Here is a 25,667-nt window from a genome sequence, read left to right on the forward strand (position 1 = left end):
AAGAATCAGCTTGCGGCCTTCATCCTGATCGCTTCCTTCTCGGCGCGCAGTTCGTCGATCGAGCGAACCTCGCGGCGGGCAACGCCGTTCCAATCGCGGGTCTTGACGGTGCCCTTGCTCAGGCGGTCCCTCGCGGCAGGCACGGCATGGGCATATTGCGGCAGCCATTCCGCCTGGGCGACGACCATTTCGTCGACCATTTGCCAGACCTCTTCCGGCGTGCAGATGGCGCCGACCAGCGGATCGTGCAGGACGGCCAGCTTCAGGAGATCGATGTCGCCTGTGATGGCAGCATGGACCGACATGCGCTGGACATTGATCGAGGACATGCAGGTCGCGGCGCAGGCTTCCGGCAGGGTGATGCCGGCGACCATGTTGATGCCGAAGCGATCGACGAAGCCGGGCGATTCGATGATCGCATCGGATGGCAGGTTGGTAATGACGCCGTTGTTCCTGACGTTGAAGTGGCCGCGATAGACCCGACCGGTTTCCAGGGCTTCCAGAATGTGGCTGGCATGTTCGTTGGAGCGCTTGGCCGGATCGATCGGCCTGTCGGCATCCTTCAGGAATTGCGGGTATTCGGTCTCGAACCAGTTGCGGGTCTCGGTCGAATGGCGCAGGTAGCCGCCGGTTTCGCCGTGGATCCAGTCGGACATGTCGATCCAGCGGGTAATTTCCTCCGGCCGTTTGCGGTACCAGGGCAGGTATTCCGACAGGTGGCCGTTGCTCTCGGTGGAATACACGCCGAACCGCTTGAGCACGTCGATGCGCAGCTTTTCCTGCTGCGAGAAGACGGGGTGCGCCTCAAAGGCCGCGACCAGTTCATCCTTGCCGATTTTGCGACCCTTGATGCGCAGATCGACGAACCAGGTCTGGTGGTTGATGCCGGAGCAGACGTAATCGAGTTCGCCGTCCTCGGCGCCCAGGATTTCGGCAATCTGTTCGGCGCCATGCTGGACGCCGTGGCAAAGACCGATCGTATCGACCTTGCCATATTCGATCGCCGCCCAGGTGTTCATGGCCATCGGGTTGGCATAGTTGAGGAATTTCGCGCCGGGCTCGGCCAGTTCGCGGATATCCTTGCAGAAATCGAGAATCACCGGGATGTTGCGTTGACCATAGAGGATGCCGCCGGCGCAGATCGTATCGCCGACACACTGATCGACGCCATATTTCAGCGGGATGCGGATGTCGTCGGCATAGGCGGCAAGGCCACCGACGCGGACGCAGGAGATGATGTAGCGGGCGCCGGAGATCGCCGCGCGACGGTCGGTCGATGCGGTGACCTTTGCCGGAAGCTTGTTGGCTTCGACGATCTTGTCGAGGATCGACTTGATCATGCCGAGATTGTGCTCGTTCATATCGGTAAGCGCAAATTCGACGTCACGGAACTCCGGCACGCAGAGAATGTCGGTGAAGAGTTTCTTGGTGAAGCCGACGCTGCCGGCGCCGATAATGGCTATCTTGAAGCTGCTCATGCTGTCCTCGTCGCTGGTCATTGTGCCGGGAGAAACAGGCAGGGTAAAATCAGGTCATGGACCGTCGAGCGCTGTTGCGCCGACCTCCTTCCCGCTCTCCCTGCCGATGCCGCCTCAACCCGGTCATCTTGCTTTGTTGTGTTGCATTATGCGTATAATGCCTGAGCTCGCCAGAGAGGTATTATGCTATCATGGGTAATTCTATGCTCAACGCGTTGATTGAAGAGGGGCCGAGGATGCGCACGGTTTCGCTGCCGCGCGGTCGCCACAGCCTGCATACGATGCCAACCAGCACGGGATACGAAATCCGCACCGATGCCAGCTATGACTGGGATGGACGCCGCCGTGGTCAGACCCCGTTCACGGTCTTGCAGCATACGCTGGCGGGCGCCGGAAACCTTCGCTACGAGAGCCGGAACTACCGGGTCCGCGAGGGCGAAACCCTGCTGGTGCTCGTGCCGCACAACCATCGCTACTGGCTTGAAAGGGACGGGCGCTGGGAGTTTTTCTGGATTTCGATGAATGGCGAGGAGGCCCTGAGGATCCACAAGGCGATCCTCGCGGCGACCGGTCCGGTGCTGAAGCTGAAGCCGGAGACGGTCGAGCATCTGGCTGATTGCGCGCGCAGACTCATTCTCGGTGGCGCCGATGCGCCGGGCAGTGCATCGGCCATTGCCTATGAGGCCGCCATGGCACTCTATGATGACGTCTTCGGTTCGCACCCGGTGTTCAGCCAGGAATACCGGACGATGCAGCATGTCATCGATCACATCCTTGCCAATCTCAACAAGCCGCTACCCGTCGAGGAGATCGCGCAGATCTCGGGGTTGAGCCGGGCGCATTTCTCCCGCGTTTTTGCCGCCAGCGAGGGCATGCCACCGGCGGAATTCGTTCTTCGCAAGCGCCTGCAACGGGCTACCAAGCTGTTGACCAAGACCGCGCATCTGTCGGTCAAGGAAGTCTCCAGCATGTGCGGTTTCGAGGATCCGAACTATTTTGCCAAGGTGTTTCGCCGCTTCTTCGGCGCCAGTCCGACCGAGTTTCGGACCACCGGCATGTATTCCAGCATCCAGCCCGCAAACAGAGGTGGGCCGGAAATGTCGGACGCAGGGCCTCAGGACAACTCATAGTGTCGCCGCCTTCGGGCCCATCGTCGCGTTGGTCAACAAAAACGCCCCGCCTATGCGAGGCGGGGCGAGGCTGATAACAGGGATGCCGGTCCGCAGGCAGCCACCCTGAAAAGAGCGGACCGCCGACATCGCTGCATTACCGCTTGCTTCAGTGCGGCAGGGCAATCTGCGTGTGAACGCCGAGATCGGGTTCCTTGCCGGTGAGGTTGGCCTTGGCGATTTCCCAGCCGAAGCGCAGCGTGCTGTTCGAGGACGCCCAGATGGCTGCGTCGTCCAGTTTCATCTGCAACATGGTCAGCAACGGATCATCCTTGCCGTTCTCGAACCAGGCGCCGACAACGGGCGACCAGAACTTGTCGATATGCTCGCGCGACTTGTTCTCGCTGATCACGCCGACAAGGCTGGTGTGATAGTCATGATCCTTGCTGATGAGGCAGAAACGGGCGCGGGCGCTGGTCCCAACCGCCTTGACCAGATCGCTATCCGAGCGGGTATAGAACCACAGTGAATTGCTTTCCTTTTCCAGCTGCGGAGCCATCGGCTGCATATGCTGCAAGTCACCTTCAACGCCGAGCATACCGGCGCGGGTGTCGTCTACGATATCCCAAAGCTGCTGCAGGGGATCGTTTTTCGTCTTTGACAGATCGACCATCAAGGGGTCCTTCCACTTTCGCGTTTCAGCAGATCAGGCGGCGCGGCGTTCGTGCCGGCCTTCCTCGATCTCCTCGACGATCTTTTCCACGAATGGCTGGAGATCATCCGGGTCGCGTGACGTGATGATGCCCTTGTCGGTTACCACCGCCTCGTCGACCCAATTGCCGCCGGCATTCATCACGTCGGTCTTGATCGAGGCATAGGACGTCATCTTGCGACCGCGCACCGCATCGGCCTCGATCAGAAGCCAGGGTGCATGGCAGATGGCAGCGACGGTCTTGCCGGATTCGACGAAGGCCCGGACCACACGCATAGCGTCCTCGTTGTGACGCAGGATGTCCGGATTGATCTGGCCGCCCGGCAGGACCAGGCCGTCGAAATCCTCGACATTGACGTCGCCGGCCAAGAGATCGACATCGACGCTGTCGCCCCAATCCTTGTCGTCCCAGCTCTTGATGCTGCCAGCCCCGATCGAGGCAATCTTGACGTCGGCGCCACGCTTCTTGAGTTCATCCAGCGGCACGCGCAACTCGGAACGCTCGTAGCCGTCGGTGGCAAGGATGAGGATTTTCGATTGCTGAATGGAAGGCATGATGCCTACTCCTTCTCGTTCTTCAATGGGTGGGTTCGCCCTGTTAACGGACTGAAGCGGGCAATCGTTCCGTCGACAGCCGGATTTCCGAATTGACCTGCGTACAAAAAGAACATATCATGAACAATCATGAAGAAGTCCTTGAATGAACGCCTTGCCATCCTTTCGGATGCGGCGAAATACGATGCGTCCTGCGCCTCCAGCGGCACGACAAAACGGGATTCGTCGCGGTCTGGCGGGCTGGGCTCGACGGAGGGCATGGGGATCTGCCACGCCTATGCGCCGGATGGTCGTTGCATTTCCCTCCTGAAGATCCTGATGACGAACTTCTGCATCTATGACTGCGCCTATTGCATCAACCGCTCGTCCAGCAATGTCGAACGCGCCCGGTTTTCTGTCGAGGAAGTCGTCTGGCTGACACTGGAATTCTACCGCCGCAACTATATCGAGGGGTTGTTCCTGTCTTCAGGCATCATCCGGTCGTCCGATCACACCATGGAGGAAATGGTGCGCATCGCTCGCGAATTGCGTACCACGCATAATTTCCGCGGCTATATCCACCTGAAATCGATCCCCGAAGCCTCGCCGCTCCTGATCGAGGAAGCGGGGCTCTATGCCGATCGCCTGTCGATCAATGTCGAGCTTCCGACCGATGCCGGCATTGCCCGGCTGGCGCCGGAAAAGCGCCCGTCGGGCATCCGCAAATCGATGGGCGACCTGCGGCTGAAGATCGAGGCTGCCAACGATCCGACCTTGCAGACCAAACGCCGCAAGCGCTTCGTGCCCGGGGGCCAGAGCACGCAGATGATCGTCGGCGCCGATGACGCCAATGACAGCACGATCCTGGGCACCAGTGCGCGGCTCTATGGCAGCTATGCCCTGCGGCGGGTCTATTATTCCGCTTTCAGCCCGATCCCGGATGCATCGAAGAACCTGCCGCTGATCAAGCCGCCACTGATGCGCGAACACCGGCTCTATCAGGCCGACTGGCTTTATCGCTTCTACGGGTTCGACATCAAGGAAATCACCGAAAGCCAGCCGGGCGGCATGCTCGATCTGGCGCTTGATCCGAAGCTCGCCTGGGCCCTGGCAAACCGCGCCCGGTTTCCGGTCGATGTCAATGCGGCGGAACGCGAAATGCTGCTCCGCGTGCCGGGGCTCGGCACAAAGGCGGTCAACGGCATCGTTTCGGCGCGTCGCTTTCGGCGGTTGCGGCTGGAGGATCTCGCCCGCCTGAAGGTCTCGCTGAAAAAGGTCCGGTCTTTTGTGGTCGCCGAAGGATGGTCGCCGCATCGGCTGATCGACCGGACCGATCTGCGCGCCATGTTCGAGCCGCAACCGCAGCAGATGGCACTGTTCTGATGCAGCGGGTCGTGCTGAAGGGTCGGGGAGATTTCGAGGCCTGGCGGCAACCGGCCCGTGCGCTGTTGCAGGCGCGTGTCGCGCCGCGGGATGTCGAATGGATCGAGGAAGGTCGGGCCGATGGTGATCTTTTCGCTGCCCTGCCGCCCTATCCTTCTGCGCCCTCCCAGTTGCTTTCCGGTCGCCTGTCGCTGCCTCCCGGTGACAGCAGGGCCGTCACGGTGCCCCGCGCCTTTGTGCTTCTGGCCGAATCCGTTGTCTGCCATGGCGATCCGGCCCGCTTCGGGCTGCTGTACAGCCTGCTCTGGCGGCTGCAGGAGGAGCGCTCGCTGCTCGCCATTCTGTCGGATGCCGATGTTGCGCAGGCCTATGCGCTGGAAAAATCGGTGCGCCGCGACAGCCACAAGATGAAGGCCTTCGTGCGCTTCAAGGAAATGGAAACGGCAGACGGGCCTGCCCCGCGTCGCCGGTTTCTGGCCTGGTTCGAGCCGGAGCACCATATCATTGCGCGCACGGCGCCGTTCTTCCAGCGCCGTTTTACCGATATGGACTGGATTATCGCTACGCCAAAGGGGTCGTCTGCCTGGGATGGTGAGCGACTGACACTCTGCGAAGACCCGGCGGAAAATCCGATGCTCGATGATGTGACGGATGCGCTCTGGCTGACCTATTTTGCCAATATCTTCAATCCTGCGCGGTTGAAGGTAAAAGCAATGCAGGCGGAAATGCCGAAGAAATACTGGAAGAACCTGCCGGAAGCCGCGCTCATTCCCGGCCTGATCGCCGGTGCCGAAGCTTCGGTCGCGGCGATGGCGGCGCGCGCAGCTAGCCAGCCGCCGCTGTTTCACGAGCGCCTGCAGATGGCGGCCGCAAACGCCGTCACCGATGTGCCGATTGTCGCCACCGGCACACTGGATGCCGCCCGCGCGGAGGCGCGCGGCTGCACCCGGTGCGCTTTGCACTGCCGGGCGACGCAGACTGTCTTCGGAGAAGGGCCTGACAATGCAGAGGTGATGTTTGTCGGCGAACAACCGGGGGATCAGGAGGATCTGGCAGGGCGTCCATTTGTCGGCCCCGCCGGCAAGGTGTTCGACGGCATGCTGGGAGAGGCTGGGCTCGACCGCAGCGCCGCCTATGTCACCAATGCCGTCAAGCACTTCAAATACGAGCCGCGCGGCAAGCGGCGCATTCATCAGAAGCCTGATATGGGCGAGGTCCAGCACTGCAAATGGTGGCTGAAGCTCGAGCTGGATCTTGTCCGCCCGAAGCTGGTTGTCGCCCTCGGTGCCACGGCCCTTGCCGCCTTGACGGATCCGAGACAGCGGTTTTCGGATCTGCGCGGGACCGTTCTGCCGCTTGGCGTCGATCAGAAACTTCTGGTCACTGTGCATCCCTCCTATCTGCTGCGCCTTCCGGACGAGGCGCGCAGAAAGGCCGAGACGGCGCGCTTCCGCGACGATCTCGGAACCGTGGCAAGGCTGCTGTCAGCCGCGGCTCAGACGACAACCAACCCGGTAGGCAACCGGTTCATTGGCGTCTGACCAGTCGCGGTGATCAGATACTGGTTCTCGATGATCATGCCGCCGACACCATCGACATACCAGGGCGTCTCGAACGCCAGAACCATGCCGGGTTCGATTGCGATTTCGGCCTTGGCTGAGATGAAGGGCCATTCCTCGCTGCCGAGGCTTGCGCCCAGCCCATGGCCGAAATGGCCACGTGTATAGTCGGGAAAGCCGGCGCGGCCGATGGCGTCACTTGCGGCGCGATGCACGTCTCTCAACTGCTTGCCCGGGCGCAGCAGGGCCAGGCCGGCCTCGAAGCCCTGCCGGAGCGCATCGAACAGCCGCGCCTGCAGCCGGGAAGGCTCGCCCACAATGAAGGTGCGGCCGGTGTCGGATGTATAGCCGGCGATCAAACATCCGACATCGACCTTGATCAGTGCGCCGGGCGCAACCACGCCGCCTTTCGTCCAAGGATTTTCGCCTACGGATATGTATTCCCATGTTCCGGTCAGCGTTTCGACGCCGCGTCGTGCGACATCGGCCACGACGCCGGCTTTCCACGCTGCCGCGAGATCGTCGCGGCTCCGGCCGACCACGATTGCATCGTGCAGGGCCTCTATCCCGGCTTCGGCGAGTTCGACCGCAGTCTGCAGAAAGCCGATTTCCTGCGGCGACTTTATCATCTTCAGCCGCTGAACGAGATTGGACGCGTCGACAAGCTCGGCCTCCGGCAGGGCGGCCGCCAGCAACTGGAAATCGGTGACGGAGAGGCTGTCCAGTTCGACACCGATGCGACCCCCTGCCAGCCTCCGGGCAGAAAGCAGATCGGCAGCGAGGCGAAAACCGGTCGTTGCGTCGAAGGTTTCCGGTCTTGCAAATCCGCGTGTGCGCCCCTGTTTTTCCCAGGCCGTGCGCATCAGCTCTTCATCCGTCAATCCGGCTCCGGTCAATCCGCTTATAGAGCCGGTCTCGACCCAGATCGGGTGCACGCGGATATCGGAGATCGTGCTTGAGGCGCGAAATGCGGCTTCAAACAGATCCGTGACCACCGCCGCGCATTCAAGAGTTTCGTCGGCGGGGACGATGGCGGCCACCGCACCCGACCTTCGCCACATCGTCGCAACGCCGGCCGTCGCCCCAGTCGCATAGGAAAAACTCTCCGGCGTCAGCAAGAGCAGCGCATCGAGCCGGGCTGCCTGCATCAGCCGCATGGCGCGTTGCCTGTTGATATGGGCCATGATGTCTATCCTTTGACGGTGTGGTGCCGGGATATTCCGCCATCAGTCGGTTTTGGCAAGTCCGCTGCGGCACATTCCGGCCGCGCATGATGCTGTGACGCAATAACGTTTGAACCGTGGCCCGTCCGTTGTCATAACGGAGGCCGGATCGCAGGGGAGAGAGCCATGGCCGCGAAAAACGAATTTCTGTGGGACGATGCGTTCCTGCTCGAGGATCAGCTCACCGACGACGAGCGCATGATCCGCGACACGGCCCGCGCCTATGCGCAGGACAGACTGCAGCCGCGCGTCATCGAAGCCTACCGCACAGAGCAGACCGATCCATCGATCTTTCGGGAAATGGGCGAGCTTGGCCTTCTCGGCGTGACCGTGCCGGAAACCTATGGCGGCGTCGGCGCCTCCTATGTCGCCTACGGTCTGGTGGCACGCGAAGTCGAGCGGGTCGACAGCGGCTATCGCTCGATGATGAGCGTGCAATCCTCGCTCGTCATCCACCCCATCCTCTCCTATGGCTCCGAGGCACAGAAACAGAAATACCTGCCGAAACTGGTGAATGGCGAATGGATCGGCTGCTTTGGCCTGACCGAGCCGGATGCGGGTTCCGATCCCGGCGGCATGAAGACCCGTGCGGTAAAGACCGATGATGGCTATCGGCTGAGCGGCTCGAAGATGTGGATCTCCAACGCACCGATTGCCGATGTCTTCGTCGTCTGGGCGAAATCCGAAGCGCATGACAATGCGATCCGCGGTTTTGTCCTCGAAAAGGGAATGAAAGGCCTGTCGGCCCCCAAGATTGGTGGCAAGCTGTCGCTGCGCGCCTCGATCACTGGCGAGATCGTGCTCGACAATGTCGAGGTCGGGGAGGATGCGCTTCTGCCTGGTGTCGAGGGGCTGAAGGGGCCTTTCGGCTGCCTCAACCGCGCCCGGTACGGCATTTCCTGGGGCGTGCTGGGCTCGGCGGAATTCTGCTGGCATGCCGCTCGGCAATACGGTCTCGACCGCAAGCAGTTCGGTCGGCCTTTGGCGCAGACGCAGCTTTTCCAGAAGAAGCTTGCCGATATGCAGACCGAGATAACCCTCGGGCTGCAGGCGTCGCTGCGTGTCGGCCGGCTGATGGACGAGGGACGGATGGCGCCGGAAATGATCTCCATGGTCAAGCGCAACAATTGTGGCAAGGCGCTGGATATCGCCCGCGCCGCCCGCGACATGCATGGCGGCAACGGCATTTCCGAGGATTACCAGGTCATGCGCCATATGATGAACCTTGAAACGGTCAACACCTATGAAGGCACGCACGACGTTCACGCCCTGATCCTCGGCCGCGCCCAGACCGGGCTGCAGGCCTTCTTCTGAGCCCGGCGATGGACGCGCCCCTGAAAGGTCTCAAGGTTCTCGAGCTTGCCCGGATCCTGGCCGGTCCGTGGATCGGGCAGACGCTTGCCGATCTCGGGGCCGACGTCATCAAGGTCGAGAGCCCGGCCGGCGACGACACGCGCATCTGGGGACCACCCTTTATCGAGGGCGCGGATGGCGTACAGCTGGATGCCGCCTATTTCCACGCCTGCAATCGCGGCAAGCGTTCGGTGGTGCTTGATTTCACCACGCCGGATGGACAGGAAGCGGTGCGGCGGCTGGCGGCGCAGTCCGATGTGCTGCTCGAAAACTTCAAGGTCGGCGGGCTTGAGAAATATGGCCTCGATTATCAGAGCCTGCGCAAGGTCAATCCGCGTCTCGTCTATTGCTCGGTCACCGGCTTTGGCCAGGACGGACCCTATGCGCATCGCGCCGGCTATGACTACATCGTCCAGGGCATGAGCGGCATCATGGAGCTGACGGGCGACCCGGCCGGCGAGCCGCAGAAGATTGGCGTTGCCTTCGCCGATATCTTCACCGGGCTCTACGGGGTCATCGCGATTCAGGCGGCGCTAGCGCAACGCGAGCGGACAGGCACTGGCCAGCACGTCGACATGGCGCTGCTCGACTGTATGACCGGGGTCTTGGCCAACCAGGCGCTGAATTTTCTCGTCTCCGGCACAGCGCCGACGCGCATGGGCAATGCCCATCCGAACATTGCGCCCTATCAGGTCTTCCCGGCCTCCGACGGACATCTGATCGTCGCCGTCGGCAATGACCGGCAGTTCGGCAAATTCTGCGTGCTTCTCGGCCGGGACGATCTGGCAATCGATCCCCGCTACCTGACGAATGCGAACCGCGTCGCCAACCGCGACAGCCTGACGTCGGTGTTGAATGCAGAGACGGAAAAACACACCCGCGATGCCCTGCTCGCCTTGCTCGAGGTTTCCGGTGTGCCGGGTGGCCCTATCAATACGGTTGGCGACGTTTTCGACGACCCGCAGATCATCCATCGCGGCATGCGCATCGAGGTTCCCCACACCGGCGCTGCCGCAGGAACCGTTCCGGGTGTGCGAACGCCGCTTAAGTTTTCGGGTGCGGATCTTGCGCTGGAGAGGGGATCGCCAAGGCTTGGCGAGCATACGAACGAGGTGCTGGCGGAGATCGGGATGAAACCCTAGTAGGGTCTCAAATATTGCCCATGCAGAGATATTTCATCTCCAGATAGTCTTCCGCGCCGTGGCGGGACCCTTCGCGGCCGATGCCGGATTGCTTGAGGCCGCCGAAGGGGGCCGCTTCCGATGACATGCGGCCGGTATTGATGCCGATCATGCCGTATTCCAGAGCTTCCGCCACCCGCCAGACCTTTTTCAGCTCCGTCGCGTAGAAATAGGCGGCGAGACCGTAGATCGTGTCGTTGGCCTGATGGATCACATCCTGCATGGTCTCGAAGCGGATGATCGGCGCGACCGGCCCGAAGGTCTCGTCACAGGCCACCAGCATGCGGCCATCGACATCGCCGAGCACGGTCGGTTCGAAAAAGGCGCCGGACAGCCGTTTTCCACCGCACAGCAGCGTCGCACCCTTGGCAACCGCGTCGTTGACGTGGCTTTCGACCTTGCCGAGCGCCCGGTCGTCGATCAGCGGACCGATCGTCACGCCCGGGGTGAAGCCGTCGCCAACGGTGAGCTTGCCGACCTCGATTGCGAGCTTGCGGGCAAATTCGTCATAGACCTTGTCCTGAACGTAGATCCGGTTTGCCGATGTGCATGTCTGGCCGGCATTGCGGAACTTCGCCTGGACAGCGCCATCGACGGCAGCGTCGATATCGGCATCGTCGAAAACGATGAAGGGCGCGCTGCCGCCGAGTTCCAGGCTGACCTTCTTGATCTGGTCTGAACACTGTCGCATCAGGATACGGCCGACTTCGGTCGAGCCCGTGAAGCTGATTTTGCGCACTTTCGGATTGCCGCACAGTTCGCGACCGATTGCATCGCCCTCGGAAGCAAGGATCAGGTTGAAGACGCCATTCGGAAACCCCGCCCGGATCGCCAGGGCGTGCATGGCAAAGGCAACCAGCGGCGTCTGCTCCGCCGGCTTCAGGATGACGGTGCAGCCGACGGCGAGCGCCGGGGCGATCTTGCGGGCAACCATGGAGGCCGGGAAATTCCAAGGCGTGATGGTGCCGACGACACCGACCGGTTGTTTGATGACAAGCATGCGCCGATCCGTCGAAGGCGCCGGGATGGTCTCGCCATAGACGCGCTTCGCCTCCTCCGCATACCATTCGATATAGGCTGCTGCGTGCTGCACCTCGGAGCGCGATTCCGACAGTGGCTTGCCCATCTCGGCGGTCAGGATGGCGGCTAGGTCGTCGATATGGGCAATGATGAGATCATGCCAGCGGCGCAGGATCGTGCTGCGTTCTCCGGCCGGGCGTTCGGCCCAGGCAAAGCGCGCCTCTGAAGCGGCGTCTATTGCGGCGCAGGTTTCCGTGACGCCCATGTCGGGCAAGGTGGCAAGCAGCACCCCGTTTGCCGGATTGAAAACGTCGAACGTCCTGATGTCACCCCGCCGCGGGGCATCCACCAGTCCGAGCAGACGAGGCTCAGCGATACGGGCAGTCAGTGTGTCGGTAAAGATCATGGGTGATCCCTTCGCGCGGCGCGCTGGTGCGCCGCTGCGGCTTTCTCAACGGAGAAGAGGCCGTTAGCCGATAAAGGCGGCTTCGTCCATCGGGCAGGTCAAGCCCGATGGCGAGGAGCAGGCCGAACGTTCAGGCCGGAAATCAGTTTCTGACTTCAATCATCGCGGCTTCGAGGATGTCGAGCGCTTCGGCAAAAATCTCGTCCTGGATGGTGATCGGCGCAAGGAAGCGGATGACATTGCCATGCACGCCGCAGGTCAGCAGGATCAGCCCCTTTTCCAGCGCCTTGAGGCGGACGCGGTTGGCAAAATCGGCACTCGGCAGATTGGTCGTGACGTCGTTGAATTCGACCGCATTCATGAAGCCCGGACCGCGGATGTCGACAATCTCCGGGACCTGTTCGCGGATCGCGGCGAGCCGCTGTTTCAGGCGGCCACCCAGCTGTTCGGCCCGGTCGCAGAGCTTTTCGTCCTCGATGACGTCAAGCACGGCATGGGCTGCGGCAATGCCGAGCGGATTGCCGCCATAGGTGCCGCCGAGGCCGCCCGGTGCCGGTCCGTCCATGATTTCGGCGCGGCCGGTGACAGCCGCCAGCGGAAAGCCGCCCGCCAGGCTCTTGGCCATGGTGATCAGGTCTGGGACAACATCGTAATGTTCCATCGCAAACATCTTGCCGGTCCGGGCAAAGCCGGTCTGGACCTCGTCTGCGATCAACAGAATGCCGTGCTGGTCGCAGATATCGCGCAGCGCGCGCATGAGGGCTGCCGGTGCCGGATAGAAGCCACCCTCGCCCTGGACCGGCTCGAGGATGATCGCGGCAACCCGAGCCGGATCGACATCGGCGGCGAACAGTTTCTTCAAGGCGGCAAGCGCCTGCTCGACATTGACGCCGTGCAATTCGATCGGGAAGGGAACGTGGAAGACGTCGCCCGGCATGGCGCCGAAACCGACCTTGTAGGGAACGACCTTGCCGGTCAGCGCCATGCCCATGAAGGTCCGGCCGTGAAATGCACCGCTGAAGGCGATGACGGCGGAGCGGCCTGTCGCGGCACGGGCGATCTTGACCGCGTTCTCGACAGCTTCGGCACCGGTGGTGACAAACATCGTCTTCTTGGCAAAATCGCCGGGCGTAATCGCGTTCAGGCGCTCGGCCAGATGCACGTAGCTTTCATAGGGCACGACCTGGGCGCAGGTGTGGGTAAACCGGTCAAGCTGTGCCTTGACCGCTTCGATCACGCGCGGATGGCGATGGCCGGTGTTGACCACGGCGATGCCAGAGGAGAAATCGATGTAGCGATTGCCCTCCTTGTCCCAGATTTCCGAGTTTTCGGCCCGGTCTGCATAGATCTGTGTGGTCATGCCAACGCCGCGGGAAATGGCGGCATTCTTGCGGTCGGTCATGCTTGTCATGGTCGTGATCCCGAAAGCTGGGGGTTGTATTTTCATGGTCTTTGATGGAATATTACCTACATTTTTTCTGTAGGATAGCAAATGAATTTTTGTGATCGAGCAAGCAGGGACGCGAATGGGTTTCCTTGTCGGATCGGGGCGGGTATGGCCAGGGGGCTGCCGCGCGGTTCTGTCACTGCAATGGTGGCGGCAAGCGTATGGAGCAGCAGCATGGGAGTGGCAGGGCAATGACCGGGGATGCTGTAACCGTTCTTCGCTATAAGGTTGCCGAGGCCGCCAGACTTGCGGGTGTTTCGGCATCGACCCTGCGGCTGTGGGAAACGCAGGGGCTCGTCGTTCCGGAACGTTCCGTCACGGGACACCGCCAGTACAGCGAAAACGACCTGGCGCGGCTGAAGCGCATTTCCTGGTTTCGCACAGAGCGCGGCCTCAACCCGGCCGCCATTCGCGAAGCGCTGGATGCCGAACTGCCGCTGACCGAGGACGGTCCTGCGACCCCGCAGGTCGAAGCCGTTTCAGACTTCGAAATCGGGCGCAAGCTGCGCAGCCTGCGCCACGGTGCCGGCAAGACGCTGGAGCAGGTGGCCGGCGAAATCGGCATTGCGGCGTCCATCCTGTCGACGCTGGAGCGCACATCGCAGGGGGTTTCGGTCGCTGTTCTGCACAATCTGGCCGAATATTTCGGAACCACGGTCTCCAGCCTTTCCGGCGAGGACGAAAGCGACGTGCGCGCCGTGGTCAGGGCCGGGGAATGGCGCAACTGGCCGAAGACCACCCCCGGTGTCACCATCCAGATGCTGGCCGAAGGCCGCAACCAGATGGACTGTCACCGCTTCGTGCTGGAACCAGGCGCATCCAGCGAAGGCGCCTATAAACACGAGGGCGAGGAGTTCGTCTATGTCGTCTCCGGGCGGGTTGAATTCGTTCTCGACGCTGACCAGTTCCATGATCTGGGCCCCGGCGACTCGCTCTATTTCTCAAGCCGCCGCCAGCATGCCTGGTCGAACCGGCACGATGGCGAAACGGTGCTGCTGTGGATCAACACGCCGCCGACCTTCTGATCGCGCGGCTGCAAACGCGCAATCAACCGGGACGGCATGAAATGCGGAATGCAGGTATCGGGCGTTCCTTCAGGGCCGTCCGCGCCTTCATTCTTTCGTCATAGAGCCCGTCGCCGCTCTTGCGATTTGTCGTCGATTGTTCTCTTGTTCCGCCACAAGCAGAGACGGTGGGAGGTGGCGGTACGCATGCGCGCAGTTCTGGAACAGGTGGAGGCCCGGCGGGCCGAGGCGCGCGCAGGCGGCGGGCAGAAGCGGATCGATGCCCAGCACGCCAAAGGCAAGCTGACGGCGCGCGAGCGCATCGACGTGCTGCTCGATGAAGGCTCCTTCGAAGAATACGACATGTACGTGACCCACCGCGCCGTCGATTTCGGCATGGCGGAACAGAAGGTGGCCGGCGATGGCGTCGTCACCGGCTGGGGAACGATCAATGGCCGCCAGGTTTACGTTTTTTCCCAGGACTTCACCGTGCTTGGCGGCTCGTTGTCCGAGACGCATGCTCAGAAAATCTGCAAGATCATGGACATGGCCGTGCGAAACGGCGCGCCCGTCATCGGGCTGAATGATTCCGGCGGCGCCCGCATCCAGGAAGGCGTGGCTTCGCTTGCCGGTTACGCCGAAGTGTTCCGCCGCAATGCCGAGGCGTCGGGCGTCATCCCGCAGCTCTCCGTGATCATGGGCCCCTGCGCCGGCGGTGCCGTCTATTCGCCTGCCATGACCGACTTCATCTTCATGGTGCGCGATACGTCCTACATGTTCGTCACAGGCCCGGATGTGGTAAAGACCGTCACCAACGAGATCGTCACGGCCGAAGAACTCGGCGGTGCCGGTACCCATACGCGGAAATCCTCGGTTGCCGATGCGGCCTATGAAAACGATATCGAGACGCTGGAACAGGTGCGGCTGCTGTTTGATTTCCTGCCGCTCAACAACCGCGAAAAGCCGCCGGTCCGTCCCTTCCATGACGATCCGGCCCGCATCGAGAAACGGCTGGACACGCTGATCCCGGACAGTTCGGCAAAGCCCTACGACATGAAGGAACTGATCCTTGCCATCGCGGACGAGGGTGATTTCTTTGAATTGCAGGAGGCCTTTGCCCGCAACATCATCACCGGCTTCATCCGCCTCGAAGGCCAGAGCGTCGGTATTGTCGCCAACCAGCCGATGGTGCTGGCCGGCTGCCTCGACATCGACTCGTCCCGCAAGGCCGCCCGCTTCGTGCGCTTCTGCGATGCGTTCTCTATCCCGATCCTGACCCTGGTCGATGTGCCCGGCTTCCTGCCCGGCGTCGCCCAGGAATATGGCGGTGTCATCAAGCACGGCGCCAAGCTGCTCTTCGCCTATAGCCAGGCGACAGTTCCCATGGTGACCCTGATCACCCGGAAAGCCTATGGCGGCGCCTATGACGTCATGGCTTCGAAACATATCGGCGCTGACGTCAACTATGCCTGGCCGACCGCCGAGATCGCCGTGATGGGCGCCAAGGGCGCCACCGAAATCCTCTATCGCTCGGAACTGGGCGATTCGGAGAAGATCGCCGCCCGGACAAAGGAATACGAGGAACGCTTCGCCAACCCCTTTGTCGCTGCCGAACGCGGGTTTATAGACGAGGTCATCATGCCGCATTCGTCACGCCGCAGGATCGCGCGGGCCTTTGCGTCATTGCGCAACAAGCGCAAGGAACAGCTGTGGCGCAAGCACGATACGATCCCGTTGTGAGGGGCAGAAATGCGGTGATCGGCATCCTATATGCCTGAGGTACCCTTCCTTTTCACTTCACTCAGAAAGATCGTTTGCTCATGACCGAAAAATCCCCCGCAGATAATTTTCCCGCTGGCTATGAAGTCCCGAAGGTCTGGACCTGGGACAAGGGCAATGGCGGCCAGTTTGCCAATATCAACCGGCCGATCGCAGGTCCGACCCATGACAAGGACCTGCCGGTCGGAAAACATCCGCTGCAGCTCTATTCGCTGGCGACGCCGAATGGCGTCAAGGTAACGATCATGCTGGAAGAGCTTCTGGCGGCCGGTCACACGGGCGCGGAATATGATGCCTGGCTGATCAGGATCAACGACGGCGACCAGTTCGGCTCCGGTTTCGTCGATGTCAATCCGAACTCGAAGATCCCCGCCCTGATGGACCGCTCCACGCCGGAGCCGACGCGCGTCTTCGAAAGTGGCGCAATCCTGCTTTATCTCGCGGAAAAATTCGGTGCCTTCCTGCCAAGTGACCACAAGGCCCGCACCGAAGCGATTAACTGGCTGTTCTGGCAAATGGGCTCCGCGCCGTATCTCGGCGGCGGTTTCGGCCATTTCTATGCCTATGCGCCGATGCACATCCAGTATGCGATCGATCGGTTCTCGATGGAGGTGAAGCGCCAGCTCGACGTGCTCGACCGTCATCTCGCCGACAACCGCTTTATGGCCGGCTTAGACTATTCGATCGCCGACATCGCCATCTGGCCGTGGTACGGAAATCTGGCGCAGGGCAAACAGTATGGAGAATCAGGCACTTTCCTGGATGTCCAGAGCTATAGGCATGTTCAGCGCTGGACGGCCGAGATTGCCGAACGTCCGGCGGTCAAGCGCGGCCGTATGGTCAACCGCGCCTTCGGCGAGCCATCCGAGCAATTGCACGAGCGCCACGACGCCTCGGATTTCGAGACGAAGACGCAGGACAAGATCGCTCCTGACAGCGCGACGAAAGCATGACACGGCGTCCGGTCGACCCGACCGGACACTTTTTGCAGCCCATCGAAAATCCGGCTTACCGGGTTCGGATTTTCGATGGTTCCTGTTTCCGGCGCATAATGCAAAAAGCCGGAAACCGTATGAGGAGACAGAGATGGCCAAACGGACCGAGATGACGAAACACAGGGGCTTTCCCTCGGGCCTGACCGGCCATGGCCATCATTTCACCATTCGTCGACCGAACGAAAAAGCGGTGACCCCGCTGAAGCCCTTGACCCGGCTGGCACGTCCGAACACGATCGAGCAGAAGGTCGATGCCGCCTTCCTGCATGCGCTCTGGCACCATTTCGGGACCGAGCCGTTCGAGCGCGGCAACCTCGATGCCGGGCGTCTCAACCTGTTGTTCGGCCGCGAGGTCGTGCCGGCGGAAAGCCCGTTTGATCCGGCCTCCTACGAAGCATTGCTGCAGATCGACGAGCGGGTGGCGCGCAAGAGTTTTCCGGAATCCTTCGACGATGTGTTCGAGGTATAGCCCATGGCCAAAACCCCTGAAATGCCCAAGCATCGTGGCTTTCCGGCCGGCCTGCTCGGAACGCAGTGGCAGTTCACCCTGCGAAGGGCGAATTCCAAGGTTACCCCTTTGACGGCATGGCCGCGGCAACGGACCATGGATCAGACGGTTGCTCACGCTGACATCGGATTCGTACAGGCCCTCTGGCAGTATTTCGGCACGACGCCCTTCCAGCGCGGCAATCTGGACGGTGAGCGGCTGTGCCGGCTGTTCGGGCGCGAACTCCTGCCGGCGGAACGCGGCTTCGATCCGGCCTCCTATGAGGCTCTGCTGAAGCTCAACGAAGCGCTGGCCCGCAAGAATTTTCCGCAGGCTTTCGAGGACGTCAATACGGATCCGAACGCGGTGCCCAGCCACAAGAAGGCCACAAAATGAGCGAGGCGATCCATCCATGATCCAGAAAATCCTCATTGCCAACAGAGGCGAGATCGCCTGCCGGGTGATCAAGACAGCGCGTAAGATGGGTATCAGGACGGTGGCCGTCTATTCCGATGCCGACCGCAATGCGCTGCATGTGGAAATGGCGGACGAAGCGGTTCATATCGGGCCGGCACCGTCCAGCCAGTCCTATATCGTCATCGACAAAATCCTCGAGGCGATCAAAGAGACCGGTGCCGATGCGGTGCATCCGGGCTATGGCTTCCTGTCGGAGAACGCCGCCTTTGCGGAAGCGCTGGAAAAGGCGGGTATCGCCTTTATCGGTCCGCCGGTCGGCGCGATCAAGGCGATGGGCGACAAGATCACCTCGAAGAAGCTGGCGGCGGAAGCCGGCGTGTCCACCGTGCCCGGCCATATGGGGCTGATTGCGGACGCTGACGAAGCGGTGAAGATCGCCGGCGAGATCGGCTATCCCGTGATGATCAAGGCATCGGCCGGCGGCGGCGGCAAGGGCATGCGGATTGCCTGGAACGACGCCGAGGCGCGCGAGGGCTTCCAGTCGTCGAAAAACGAGGCGAAGGCCTCCTTCGGTGACGACCGGATCTTCATCGAGAAATTCGTGACCCAGCCGCGCCACATCGAAATCCAGGTGCTTGGCGACACACATGGCACCGTGCTCTATCTCGGCGAACGCGAATGTTCGATCCAGCGGCGAAACCAGAAGGTCATCGAAGAAGCGCCGTCGCCGTTCCTCGACGAGGCGACCCGCCGCGCCATGGGCGAACAGGCCGTGGCCCTGTCAAAGGCCGTCGGTTATCACTCCGTCGGCACTGTCGAGTTCATCGTCGATGGCGACAGGAATTTCTACTTCCTCGAAATGAACACCCGCCTGCAGGTCGAACATCCGGTGACGGAACTGATCACCGGCATCGATCTGGTCGAGCAGATGATCCGCGTCGCCGGCGGCGAGGCGCTGGCCTTCGGGCAGGATGAGGTCAAGCTGAATGGCTGGGCGATCGAAAGCCGGCTTTATGCAGAGGATCCCTATCGCAACTTCCTTCCGTCGATCGGCCGTCTGTCGCGCTACAGACCGCCTGTGGAGGGTGTGAAAGCCGATGGCAGCATCGTGCGCAATGACACCGGCGTCTTCGAGGGTGGCGAGATTTCGATGTATTACGACCCGATGGTCGCAAAACTCTGCACCTGGGCTCCCGACCGCGTGACGGCCATCGATGCGATGAGCAAGGCGCTTGATGATTTCGAGGTCGAGGGCATCGGCCACAATCTGCCGTTCCTCTCGGCTGTTATGCAGCATGACCGCTTCCGCTCCGGCCGGATCACCACGGCTTTCATTGCGGAAGAGTTTCCGGATGGTTTCCATGGTGTTGTTCCGGACGAGGGGTCCGCGCGAAAGCTGGCGGCGGTCGCCACCGTCGTGCACCAGACAATGCAGGAGCGCGCCGCGCAGATTTCCGGCACGATCGGCAATCATCGCCGGGTGATCGGACAGGATTGGGTCGTGCGCTTCGGCGATGCCGACTATGCGTTGACCCTGGATGGGGCGGCTGATGGTGCCCATATCCGGTTCGGCGATGGCGCCGTTTTTGTGGTCGCCAGCGACTGGAAACCCGGCAGCAGCCACGCGATGTTCACGATCAATGGTACGGATATCGGCGTGAAAATCGATCTTGTCGGCACCGGCATCCGCCTGCGCTGGCGCGGCATGGATGTGCGCGCCCATGTCCGCAGCCCGCGCGTTGCAGCCCTTGCGGGGCTGATGCCGAAGAAGCTGCCACCGGATACCTCGAAGATGCTGCTCTGCCCGATGCCCGGCGTCATCACCACGATCGCCGTTGCCGCAGGTGAGACCATTGAGGCCGGCCAGACGCTGGCCACCGTCGAGGCGATGAAAATGGAGAATATTCTGCGCGCCGAAAGACAGGGCGTGGTCAAGCGCGTGGCCGTTTCGGCCGGCGCCAGCCTTGCCGTCGATGAGCTGATCATGGAGTTCGAGTGATGTCCGCCGACAAGACCGTGGCCGAAAAGACCCTGGCCGATTGGGCCGCACTCGCTGAGCGTGAACTCAAATCCGCGCCTGATGCGTTGACCTGGCAGACCCCGGAAGGCATTGCCGTCAAGCCGCTCTACACCGAGGCTGATCTCGAAACGGTCGGGCATCTCGGCTCGTTGCCGGGCCTTGCCCCGTTCACCCGCGGTCCGCGCGCCACCATGTATGCCGGCCGGCCCTGGACGATCCGGCAATATGCCGGCTTCTCGACGGCGGAGGCGTCGAACGCCTTTTACCGAAAGGCGCTCGCTGCCGGCCAGCAGGGCGTGTCCGTCGCCTTCGATCTGGCCACGCATCGCGGCTATGATTCGGATCATCCGCGCGTCGAGGGCGATGTCGGCAAGGCCGGCGTGGCGATCGATTCGGTCGAGGACATGAAGATCCTGTTCGACGGCATTCCGCTGGACAAGATCTCCGTGTCGATGACCATGAACGGTGCTGTCATCCCGATCCTCGCGTCCTTCATTGTCGCCGGTGAGGAGCAGGGCGTCCCCAGGGGCCAGCTCTCCGGGACGATCCAGAACGACATTCTCAAGGAGTTCATGGTCCGCAACACCTATATCTACCCGCCCGAACCCTCGATGCGGATCGTTGCAGATATCATCGACTATACCGCCCGCGAAATGCCGAAATTCAACTCGATCTCGATCTCCGGCTATCACATGCAGGAGGCCGGTGCGACGCTGGTGCAGGAACTGGCCTTCACGCTGGCCGACGGTCGCGAATATGTCCGGGCGGCGATTGCCAAAGGATTGAGCGTCGACGAGTTCGCCGGGCGTCTGTCGTTCTTCTTCGCCATCGGCATGAATTTTTTCATGGAAGCTGCCAAGCTGCGCGCCGCACGGCTGCTCTGGACGCGGATCATGGAGGGTTTTTCGCCGAAGAAACAATCCTCTCTGATGCTGCGCACCCATTGCCAGACGTCGGGCGTCTCGCTGCAGGAACAGGACCCCTATAACAACATCATCCGCACGGCTTTCGAGGCCATGTCCGCGGTGCTTGGTGGCACGCAGTCGCTGCACACCAATTCCTTCGACGAGGCGATTGCGCTGCCGACGGAGTTCTCGTCGCGCATTGCCCGCAATACGCAGCTGATCCTGCAGCACGAGACCGGCGTCACCAAGGTCGTCGACCCTTTGGCCGGCTCGTACTATGTCGAGAGCCTGACTGCGGAACTGGCGGACAAGGCCTGGGCGCTGATGGAGGAGGTCGAGGCGCTGGGTGGCATGACGAAGGCGGTGGCCGACGGCCTGCCGAAGCGCCTGATCGAGGAAGCCGCCACCCGCAGGCAGGCTGCGGTGGACAAGGGCGAGGCGGTTATCGTCGGGGTCAACAGCTACCGGCTCGAAACAGAGGACGATCTCGACATTCTCGACATCGACAATGCCGCCGTACGCATTGCCCAGATCAGGCGCATCGAGGATACAAGGCGCCGCCGCAACACCGCCGACGTGACCGCTGCGCTTGCAGCCCTCACCGACATTGCGCGCAGCGGCGAGGGCAATATCCTGGACGCTGCCGTGACGGCGGCGCGGGCGCGTGCAACGGTGGGCGAAATTTCCGATGCCTTGCGCGTGGTGTTTGGCGATCACGTCGCGGTGCCCGAAGTGGTCAGGAATATCTACGGCGATGCCTACAAGGACGAGCCGGAACTGACGACATTGACGGCGCGGCTGTCGGCTTTTTCCGCCACGATCGGCGCGAAACCGAAAATCATGGTCGCCAAACTGGGGCAGGATGGCCATGATCGCGGCGCCAAGATCATTGCTTCCGCCTTCGGCGATATCGGCTTCGACGTGCTGGCCGGTCCGTTGTTCCAGACGCCGGAGGAAGCCGCGGATCTGGCGCTTGCCGCAAAAGTCCATGTCGTCGGCGTCTCGTCTCTGGCCGCCGGCCACAAGACGCTGCTGCCAAAACTGGTCGAGGCCCTGAAGGCCAAGGGCGGCGGCGATATCATCGTCATCTGCGGTGGCGTCGTTCCCCGGCAGGACTACCAGTTCCTGCTCGAACACGGCGTCGCTGCGGTCTTCGGACCGGGGACGAATGTCATGGATGCCGGCCGTGCCGTGCTCGACCTTCTCGAAGGCCGCCGTCGCAACATCTAGCGCAACCTCTAGGGGTCCGGGAGCGGCACGCGTCCGCAACCGGTTTTCATAGCTGGCTGTCGATTTCGCCTTGGGGGCTATTTCGCGACGTCGAAGACCACCCGCCCGCGCACCTTGCCGGCGACGATCTCGGCGGCCAGTTCCGGCAGCCGGGAAAGCGGCTCGTGCTGCGTCATCCGGGCAAGCTTTTCCCGGTCAAGACTTTCGGCCAGGAGGGCCCAGGCCTTTTCCCGTCGCGGATGTGGCGCCATCACCGAATCGATGCCGAGCAGGGCGACGCCGCGCAGGATGTGCGGCATGACCGTTGCCGGCAGATCGGCGCCACCGGCCAGTCCGCAGGCGGCTACAGCGCCGCTGCGGAGCGTTTGCGCCAGCACATTGGCAAGCGTCGTCGATCCGACCGAATCGATGGCGCCGGCCCAGCGCTCCTTTTGCAGCGCGCCGCCCTTTTCAGACAACGTGTTGCGGTCGATGAAACCGGACGCGCCGAGGTCTGCGAGATAATCATGCGTCTCCGGTCGGCCAGTCGATGCAGTGACGGTGTAGCCGCGCGCGGCCAGGAGCGCGATCGCCACCGAGCCGACGCCGCCGGCAGCGCCGGTGACCAGCACCTCGCTTCCGCCTTCCTCGATCGCCCCCCAGTCTTCCAACGCCTGCACGGCGAGTGCCGCAGTATAGCCGGCGGTGCCGATGGCCATCGCCTCCTCCAGCGTGAAGCCAGCCGGAAGCCGCGTCAACCATTCGGCCTTCAGCCGCTGGAAGCGGGAATAGCCGCCCCATTCGGTTTCGGACAGACCCCAACCGTTGACGACGACCTTGTCGCCCGCTTGCCAGTCCGCATGGCGGGATTCGACGACGATACCGGAGAGGTCAACGCCGCCGACCATCGGCATGCGTCGGGCAATCCGGCCCTTGCCGGTGATGGCCAGCCCGTCCTTGTAGTTCAATGTCGAGAAATGAACCTCGACCAGGACATCATTGTCCGGCAGGTCGGCAAGCACCAGTTCCCGGAAGCCGGCAACAGGCTTGCCATCCCGATCATCGATCACCATTGCCCTGAACCGATCCGCCATGGTCTTCTCCTTGTTCTGCCAAGCGCCGAAGATGGCACGACGCGGCGTGAAATTCCAATAGTACCAAAGGCAAAGCTCTCGGAGCAGGCTGCGCTGGCCAACCTTTTACGCTTCAATCGCGGTCTCCGGCCATGGGCTTAAGATCGCAGAAGCGGTGCGAAAAAAGGGCCGGCGCTGGTCTCGCCTGTATCAGGCGGCGAGCAGCGATTTCAGCTTTGTTTCCGGGGCGGCGAGCGCCAGCGGATCGGGGCGGGCACCGGCGGCAATCATCATCTCTGCCAACCGGATATCCTGTGCAATGGCATTGCCGGGGCCGATGCCGCTTGCGGCCAGCAGTCGACCGGTGACATCGAGATGAAACAGGATGAACGCCCCGTCTGCCATGTTGCGCCTGACGGTGATGACGGCGCCATCGGCGATGCCGGCGATCTGCAGCGTCAGGTCGTACTGATCCGACCAGGACCAAGGGACGGTGGCGATGGCTTCCTTGCCGCCGAGAAGATTGGTCGCGGCCAGCAGGCCCTGATCCTGGGCATTGCGCCAGGCCTCGAGCCGCACGCGCCGACCGTCATAATGGGCCAGCGGAAAGGAGCAGCAGTCGCCGGCCGCGAAGATATGCGGGTCCGAGGTGCGCAGATGTTCGTCTACGGCAATGCCGTTGTCGATCGAAAGGCCAGCCTCCATGGCAAGCTCGATGTTGGGCATGGCGCCGATGCCGACGACGATCATGTCGACGCTGATGATGCGGCCATCCTCGAGCACGACGCGGGCTTCCGAGCGGTTTTCCTCGAGCGCCTTGATGCGGGCACCGCAGATGATGTGGACGCCTTCGCTCTTGTGACGTTCTGCAACCACTGCAGCGATGGGTTCGGGCACGCCGCGTGTCAGGATGCGCGGCAGGCCTTCGATCACCGTCACTGTTGCGCCGCGCTTGCGCGCCGTTGCCGCAAGCTCCAGGCCGATGAAGCCGCCGCCGATGACGGCGATGTGCTTGCCGGGCTGCAGCGATTCGCGGATCATCACCGCATCGCGGTGCGTTCGCAGCGTCTTGATGCGCCAGTTGCTGCCGCTCAGGCCGGGAAAGGCGCGCGGTCGGGCGCCGGTCGCCAGCAGCAACCGGTCATAGGAGATGTTATGGCCATCGGACAGACGGACAGATTTGCCAGCGCGATCGATGCTTTCGATGCTCATCCCGGTAACAAGATCGATTTTTGCGTCGTTGTAACGGGCTGCATCGGAGACCAGTTTCGGTTCATGCCCATGCAGGAGCGCCTCTTTTGACAGGGGCGGCCGCTCATAGGGAAGCACGGGTTCGGCGCCGACCAGCGTGACCTTGCCCTTGAAGCCTTTTTCCCGAAGCGCGAAGGCAGCACGGGCGCCACATTCACCGGCGCCGACGATAACGATATGATCCATGATTGTTGTCCTTTCAGAATACGGAAATGAAGACGCAGCCGGATGCGGCGCTGACCGCTTCCGTCTTGAGATCGCCGAAGACGTGGGCAATCCCGGCTTCGCCGGCGCGGTCGTCGAGGCGGGCGTTGTGCCTCGGCCATCCGATGACATGGTCCATCTGGTCGCCGGCGCGATGGTTCAGCCCGGATGTGCGCGGACCGTCCGTTGCGCGGGCCTCGATCCCGCTATCGCTCATGGTCACTCCTCCCAATTCCACTCCTCCAAACTCGATATCGTCGCCGTCCGGCTTGCGCTTGTTCCGAAGGCGGCGGCCTTCCCTTCCTGACATAGTCCTCGCTGCGCAATTGCCAGAGGAGAGCCGGGATCACTTTCTCGATACCCCTCCAGGATCGATCGGTGCGTGCCGGCAGGCCATGCTTTATCATTTTGTGCTGTTTGGGAAGGGCATGATGGGGCTCTGTTGGAAACATGCGGTGCTCGACGTGAGGGTTCATGTCCTGGCCGCGCGAGACGGAGTGGAATATCGGGGCCAAGCATGTTTCTTCGGATTTAAGGGGCGCGTCCTGGAACAAACAACTCCAAGTCGAGTTAATCAGGCTCAACCCCTAAGGAGGATCGTAAAATGGACCATACCAATCACGTTCGACTGGGTACCGCCGAACTCACAGCGGACATTCTCGAAGGCGCAACGATCTACGGCGCTGATGACCACAAGGTCGGCAAGCTGGATCACGTGCACGGCACGGGTACCGGCAGCAAGGCGGTCATCGATGTCGGAGGCTTTCTCGGAATTGGCGCGAAGCCGGTTGCTGTTCCCCTGATGGATCTGCAATTCATGCGCGACGAGGACGGCGATGTTCATGCCGTGACAAGCTGGACAAAAGACCAGCTCAAGGAAATGCCTGAACATCATCACTGAATTCAGAGATGCGGTGA

The 25,667-nt window shown here is 62.0% G+C and carries 22 protein-coding genes; 13 read left to right on the forward strand and 9 right to left on the reverse strand.

Annotated features, from left to right (window positions below; all coding sequences use genetic code 11):
* Window positions 1–5: 5 nt before the first annotated feature.
* Window positions 6–1,478: an alpha-glucosidase/alpha-galactosidase gene (melA, locus tag AX760_RS22795; RefSeq protein ID WP_071835389.1), complete on the reverse strand. Its 1,473-nt coding sequence runs from the start codon at window positions 1,476–1,478 to the stop codon at window positions 6–8.
* A gap of 191 nt (window positions 1,479–1,669) precedes the next feature.
* On the opposite strand from melA, the gene AX760_RS22800 reads away from it, so the two are divergent.
* Entirely contained in the window at window positions 1,670–2,608 is a 939-nt protein-coding gene (locus AX760_RS22800) for an AraC family transcriptional regulator (protein WP_071835303.1), read from the forward strand.
* Window positions 2,609–2,756: 148 nt separating this feature from the next.
* Here AX760_RS22800 and AX760_RS22805 read toward each other — a convergent pair whose 3' ends face one another.
* Together AX760_RS22805 and AX760_RS22810 are read right to left on the reverse strand one after the other, a co-directional pair.
* Entirely contained in the window at window positions 2,757–3,260 is a 504-nt protein-coding gene (locus AX760_RS22805) for a pyridoxamine 5'-phosphate oxidase family protein (RefSeq protein WP_071835304.1), read from the reverse strand.
* Window positions 3,261–3,293: 33 nt separating this feature from the next.
* A complete protein-coding gene (locus AX760_RS22810; RefSeq protein WP_071835305.1) occupies window positions 3,294–3,854 on the reverse strand; it encodes a type 1 glutamine amidotransferase domain-containing protein in 561 nt (186 codons plus the stop codon).
* Between the two features lie 129 nt (window positions 3,855–3,983).
* Between AX760_RS22810 and AX760_RS22815 the strand changes: the two genes are divergently transcribed.
* Window positions 3,984–5,216: a putative DNA modification/repair radical SAM protein gene (locus AX760_RS22815; protein ID WP_071835306.1), complete on the forward strand. Its 1,233-nt coding sequence runs from the start codon at window positions 3,984–3,986 to the stop codon at window positions 5,214–5,216.
* Window positions 5,216–6,757 carry a UdgX family uracil-DNA binding protein gene (locus AX760_RS22820; RefSeq protein WP_071835307.1) on the forward strand — a complete coding sequence of 514 codons (1,542 nt, stop codon included), beginning with the start codon at window positions 5,216–5,218 and terminating at the stop codon, window positions 6,755–6,757. The genes AX760_RS22815 and AX760_RS22820 overlap by 1 nt, the downstream gene beginning before the upstream one ends.
* Here the strand turns inward: AX760_RS22820 and AX760_RS22825 are convergent.
* On the reverse strand, window positions 6,712–7,959 hold the full coding sequence (locus tag AX760_RS22825) for a M24 family metallopeptidase (RefSeq protein ID WP_071835308.1): 1,248 nt from the start codon (window positions 7,957–7,959) through the stop codon (window positions 6,712–6,714). The genes AX760_RS22820 and AX760_RS22825 overlap by 46 nt on opposite strands.
* A gap of 165 nt (window positions 7,960–8,124) precedes the next feature.
* Between AX760_RS22825 and AX760_RS22830 the strand changes: the two genes are divergently transcribed.
* Both AX760_RS22830 and AX760_RS22835 read left to right on the forward strand, forming a co-directional pair.
* Window positions 8,125–9,312 carry an acyl-CoA dehydrogenase gene (locus AX760_RS22830; RefSeq protein ID WP_071835309.1) on the forward strand — a complete coding sequence of 396 codons (1,188 nt, stop codon included), beginning with the start codon at window positions 8,125–8,127 and terminating at the stop codon, window positions 9,310–9,312.
* Between the two features lie 8 nt (window positions 9,313–9,320).
* Window positions 9,321–10,493: a CaiB/BaiF CoA transferase family protein gene (locus tag AX760_RS22835; protein ID WP_071835310.1), complete on the forward strand. Its 1,173-nt coding sequence runs from the start codon at window positions 9,321–9,323 to the stop codon at window positions 10,491–10,493.
* Between the two features lie 7 nt (window positions 10,494–10,500).
* Here the strand turns inward: AX760_RS22835 and AX760_RS22840 are convergent, their stop codons facing one another.
* Together AX760_RS22840 and AX760_RS22845 are read right to left on the reverse strand one after the other, a co-directional pair.
* A complete protein-coding gene (locus AX760_RS22840; protein ID WP_071835311.1) occupies window positions 10,501–11,958 on the reverse strand; it encodes an NAD-dependent succinate-semialdehyde dehydrogenase in 1,458 nt (485 codons plus the stop codon).
* Window positions 11,959–12,100: 142 nt separating this feature from the next.
* Window positions 12,101–13,369, reverse strand: coding sequence for a 4-aminobutyrate--2-oxoglutarate transaminase (locus tag AX760_RS22845; protein ID WP_071835312.1), 1,269 nt, complete (start codon window positions 13,367–13,369; stop codon window positions 12,101–12,103).
* A 227-nt stretch (window positions 13,370–13,596) separates the two neighbouring features.
* Here AX760_RS22845 and AX760_RS22850 point away from each other — a divergent pair, with 227 nt between their 5' ends.
* From AX760_RS22850 to scpA, 7 genes are all read left to right on the forward strand, one after another.
* Window positions 13,597–14,430: a MerR family transcriptional regulator gene (locus AX760_RS22850; protein ID WP_071835313.1), complete on the forward strand. Its 834-nt coding sequence runs from the start codon at window positions 13,597–13,599 to the stop codon at window positions 14,428–14,430.
* Window positions 14,431–14,616: 186 nt separating this feature from the next.
* On the forward strand, window positions 14,617–16,149 hold the full coding sequence (locus AX760_RS22855) for an acyl-CoA carboxylase subunit beta (RefSeq protein WP_071835314.1): 1,533 nt from the start codon (window positions 14,617–14,619) through the stop codon (window positions 16,147–16,149).
* 80 nt (window positions 16,150–16,229) lie between these two features.
* Entirely contained in the window at window positions 16,230–17,141 is a 912-nt protein-coding gene (gene yghU / locus AX760_RS22860; protein WP_071835315.1) for a glutathione-dependent disulfide-bond oxidoreductase, read from the forward strand.
* A 133-nt stretch (window positions 17,142–17,274) separates the two neighbouring features.
* Window positions 17,275–17,652, forward strand: a complete 378-nt coding sequence (locus AX760_RS22865; protein WP_071835316.1) for a hypothetical protein — start codon at window positions 17,275–17,277, stop codon at window positions 17,650–17,652.
* A gap of 3 nt (window positions 17,653–17,655) precedes the next feature.
* A complete protein-coding gene (locus AX760_RS22870) occupies window positions 17,656–18,066 on the forward strand; it encodes a hypothetical protein (protein ID WP_071835317.1) in 411 nt (136 codons plus the stop codon).
* 16 nt (window positions 18,067–18,082) lie between these two features.
* Window positions 18,083–20,086: an acetyl-CoA carboxylase biotin carboxylase subunit gene (locus tag AX760_RS22875; protein WP_071835318.1), complete on the forward strand. Its 2,004-nt coding sequence runs from the start codon at window positions 18,083–18,085 to the stop codon at window positions 20,084–20,086.
* A 17-nt stretch (window positions 20,087–20,103) separates the two neighbouring features.
* On the forward strand, window positions 20,104–22,242 hold the full coding sequence (gene scpA / locus AX760_RS22880) for a methylmalonyl-CoA mutase (RefSeq protein ID WP_071835390.1): 2,139 nt from the start codon (window positions 20,104–20,106) through the stop codon (window positions 22,240–22,242).
* A gap of 77 nt (window positions 22,243–22,319) precedes the next feature.
* On the opposite strand, the gene AX760_RS22885 is transcribed toward scpA, so the two are convergent.
* The 3 genes from AX760_RS22885 to AX760_RS22895 form a co-directional block, all read right to left on the reverse strand.
* Window positions 22,320–23,315: an MDR family oxidoreductase gene (locus tag AX760_RS22885; RefSeq protein WP_071835319.1), complete on the reverse strand. Its 996-nt coding sequence runs from the start codon at window positions 23,313–23,315 to the stop codon at window positions 22,320–22,322.
* Window positions 23,316–23,504: 189 nt separating this feature from the next.
* The gene (locus AX760_RS22890) at window positions 23,505–24,731 is read right to left on the reverse strand and encodes an NAD(P)/FAD-dependent oxidoreductase (protein ID WP_071835320.1); all 1,227 of its coding nucleotides are present in this window, start codon (window positions 24,729–24,731) and stop codon (window positions 23,505–23,507) included.
* A 13-nt stretch (window positions 24,732–24,744) separates the two neighbouring features.
* Window positions 24,745–24,966, reverse strand: coding sequence for a hypothetical protein (locus tag AX760_RS22895; protein ID WP_071835321.1), 222 nt, complete (start codon window positions 24,964–24,966; stop codon window positions 24,745–24,747).
* 387 nt (window positions 24,967–25,353) lie between these two features.
* Here AX760_RS22895 and AX760_RS22900 point away from each other — a divergent pair, with 387 nt between their 5' ends.
* Complete coding sequence (locus tag AX760_RS22900; RefSeq protein ID WP_071835322.1) at window positions 25,354–25,650, forward strand: PRC-barrel domain-containing protein; 297 nt, start codon at window positions 25,354–25,356, stop codon at window positions 25,648–25,650.
* The last annotated feature ends 17 nt before the right edge of the window (window positions 25,651–25,667 follow it).

Origin of the sequence: Pararhizobium antarcticum (assembly GCF_001885585.1) — a bacterium.
GTDB lineage: Bacteria > Pseudomonadota > Alphaproteobacteria > Rhizobiales > Rhizobiaceae > Pararhizobium > Pararhizobium antarcticum.

What these genes read in the sequence shown, in the direction of transcription:
- melA (WP_071835389.1), bottom strand. Translation starts at nt 1,478, where the DNA reads ATGAGCAGCTTCAAGATAGCCATTATCGGCGCCGGCAGCGTCGGCTTC.
- AX760_RS22800 (WP_071835303.1), top strand. Translation starts at nt 1,670, where the DNA reads ATGGGTAATTCTATGCTCAACGCGTTGATTGAAGAGGGGCCGAGGATG.
- AX760_RS22805 (WP_071835304.1), bottom strand. Translation starts at nt 3,260, where the DNA reads ATGGTCGATCTGTCAAAGACGAAAAACGATCCCCTGCAGCAGCTTTGG.
- AX760_RS22810 (WP_071835305.1), bottom strand. Translation starts at nt 3,854, where the DNA reads ATGCCTTCCATTCAGCAATCGAAAATCCTCATCCTTGCCACCGACGGC.
- AX760_RS22815 (WP_071835306.1), top strand. Translation starts at nt 3,984, where the DNA reads ATGAAGAAGTCCTTGAATGAACGCCTTGCCATCCTTTCGGATGCGGCG.
- AX760_RS22820 (WP_071835307.1), top strand. Translation starts at nt 5,216, where the DNA reads ATGCAGCGGGTCGTGCTGAAGGGTCGGGGAGATTTCGAGGCCTGGCGG.
- AX760_RS22825 (WP_071835308.1), bottom strand. Translation starts at nt 7,959, where the DNA reads ATGGCCCATATCAACAGGCAACGCGCCATGCGGCTGATGCAGGCAGCC.
- AX760_RS22830 (WP_071835309.1), top strand. Translation starts at nt 8,125, where the DNA reads ATGGCCGCGAAAAACGAATTTCTGTGGGACGATGCGTTCCTGCTCGAG.
- AX760_RS22835 (WP_071835310.1), top strand. Translation starts at nt 9,321, where the DNA reads ATGGACGCGCCCCTGAAAGGTCTCAAGGTTCTCGAGCTTGCCCGGATC.
- AX760_RS22840 (WP_071835311.1), bottom strand. Translation starts at nt 11,958, where the DNA reads ATGATCTTTACCGACACACTGACTGCCCGTATCGCTGAGCCTCGTCTG.
- AX760_RS22845 (WP_071835312.1), bottom strand. Translation starts at nt 13,369, where the DNA reads ATGACAAGCATGACCGACCGCAAGAATGCCGCCATTTCCCGCGGCGTT.
- AX760_RS22850 (WP_071835313.1), top strand. Translation starts at nt 13,597, where the DNA reads ATGACCGGGGATGCTGTAACCGTTCTTCGCTATAAGGTTGCCGAGGCC.
- AX760_RS22855 (WP_071835314.1), top strand. Translation starts at nt 14,617, where the DNA reads ATGCGCGCAGTTCTGGAACAGGTGGAGGCCCGGCGGGCCGAGGCGCGC.
- yghU (WP_071835315.1), top strand. Translation starts at nt 16,230, where the DNA reads ATGACCGAAAAATCCCCCGCAGATAATTTTCCCGCTGGCTATGAAGTC.
- AX760_RS22865 (WP_071835316.1), top strand. Translation starts at nt 17,275, where the DNA reads ATGGCCAAACGGACCGAGATGACGAAACACAGGGGCTTTCCCTCGGGC.
- AX760_RS22870 (WP_071835317.1), top strand. Translation starts at nt 17,656, where the DNA reads ATGGCCAAAACCCCTGAAATGCCCAAGCATCGTGGCTTTCCGGCCGGC.
- AX760_RS22875 (WP_071835318.1), top strand. Translation starts at nt 18,083, where the DNA reads ATGATCCAGAAAATCCTCATTGCCAACAGAGGCGAGATCGCCTGCCGG.
- AX760_RS22885 (WP_071835319.1), bottom strand. Translation starts at nt 23,315, where the DNA reads ATGGCGGATCGGTTCAGGGCAATGGTGATCGATGATCGGGATGGCAAG.
- AX760_RS22890 (WP_071835320.1), bottom strand. Translation starts at nt 24,731, where the DNA reads ATGGATCATATCGTTATCGTCGGCGCCGGTGAATGTGGCGCCCGTGCT.
- AX760_RS22895 (WP_071835321.1), bottom strand. Translation starts at nt 24,966, where the DNA reads ATGAGCGATAGCGGGATCGAGGCCCGCGCAACGGACGGTCCGCGCACA.
- AX760_RS22900 (WP_071835322.1), top strand. Translation starts at nt 25,354, where the DNA reads ATGGACCATACCAATCACGTTCGACTGGGTACCGCCGAACTCACAGCG.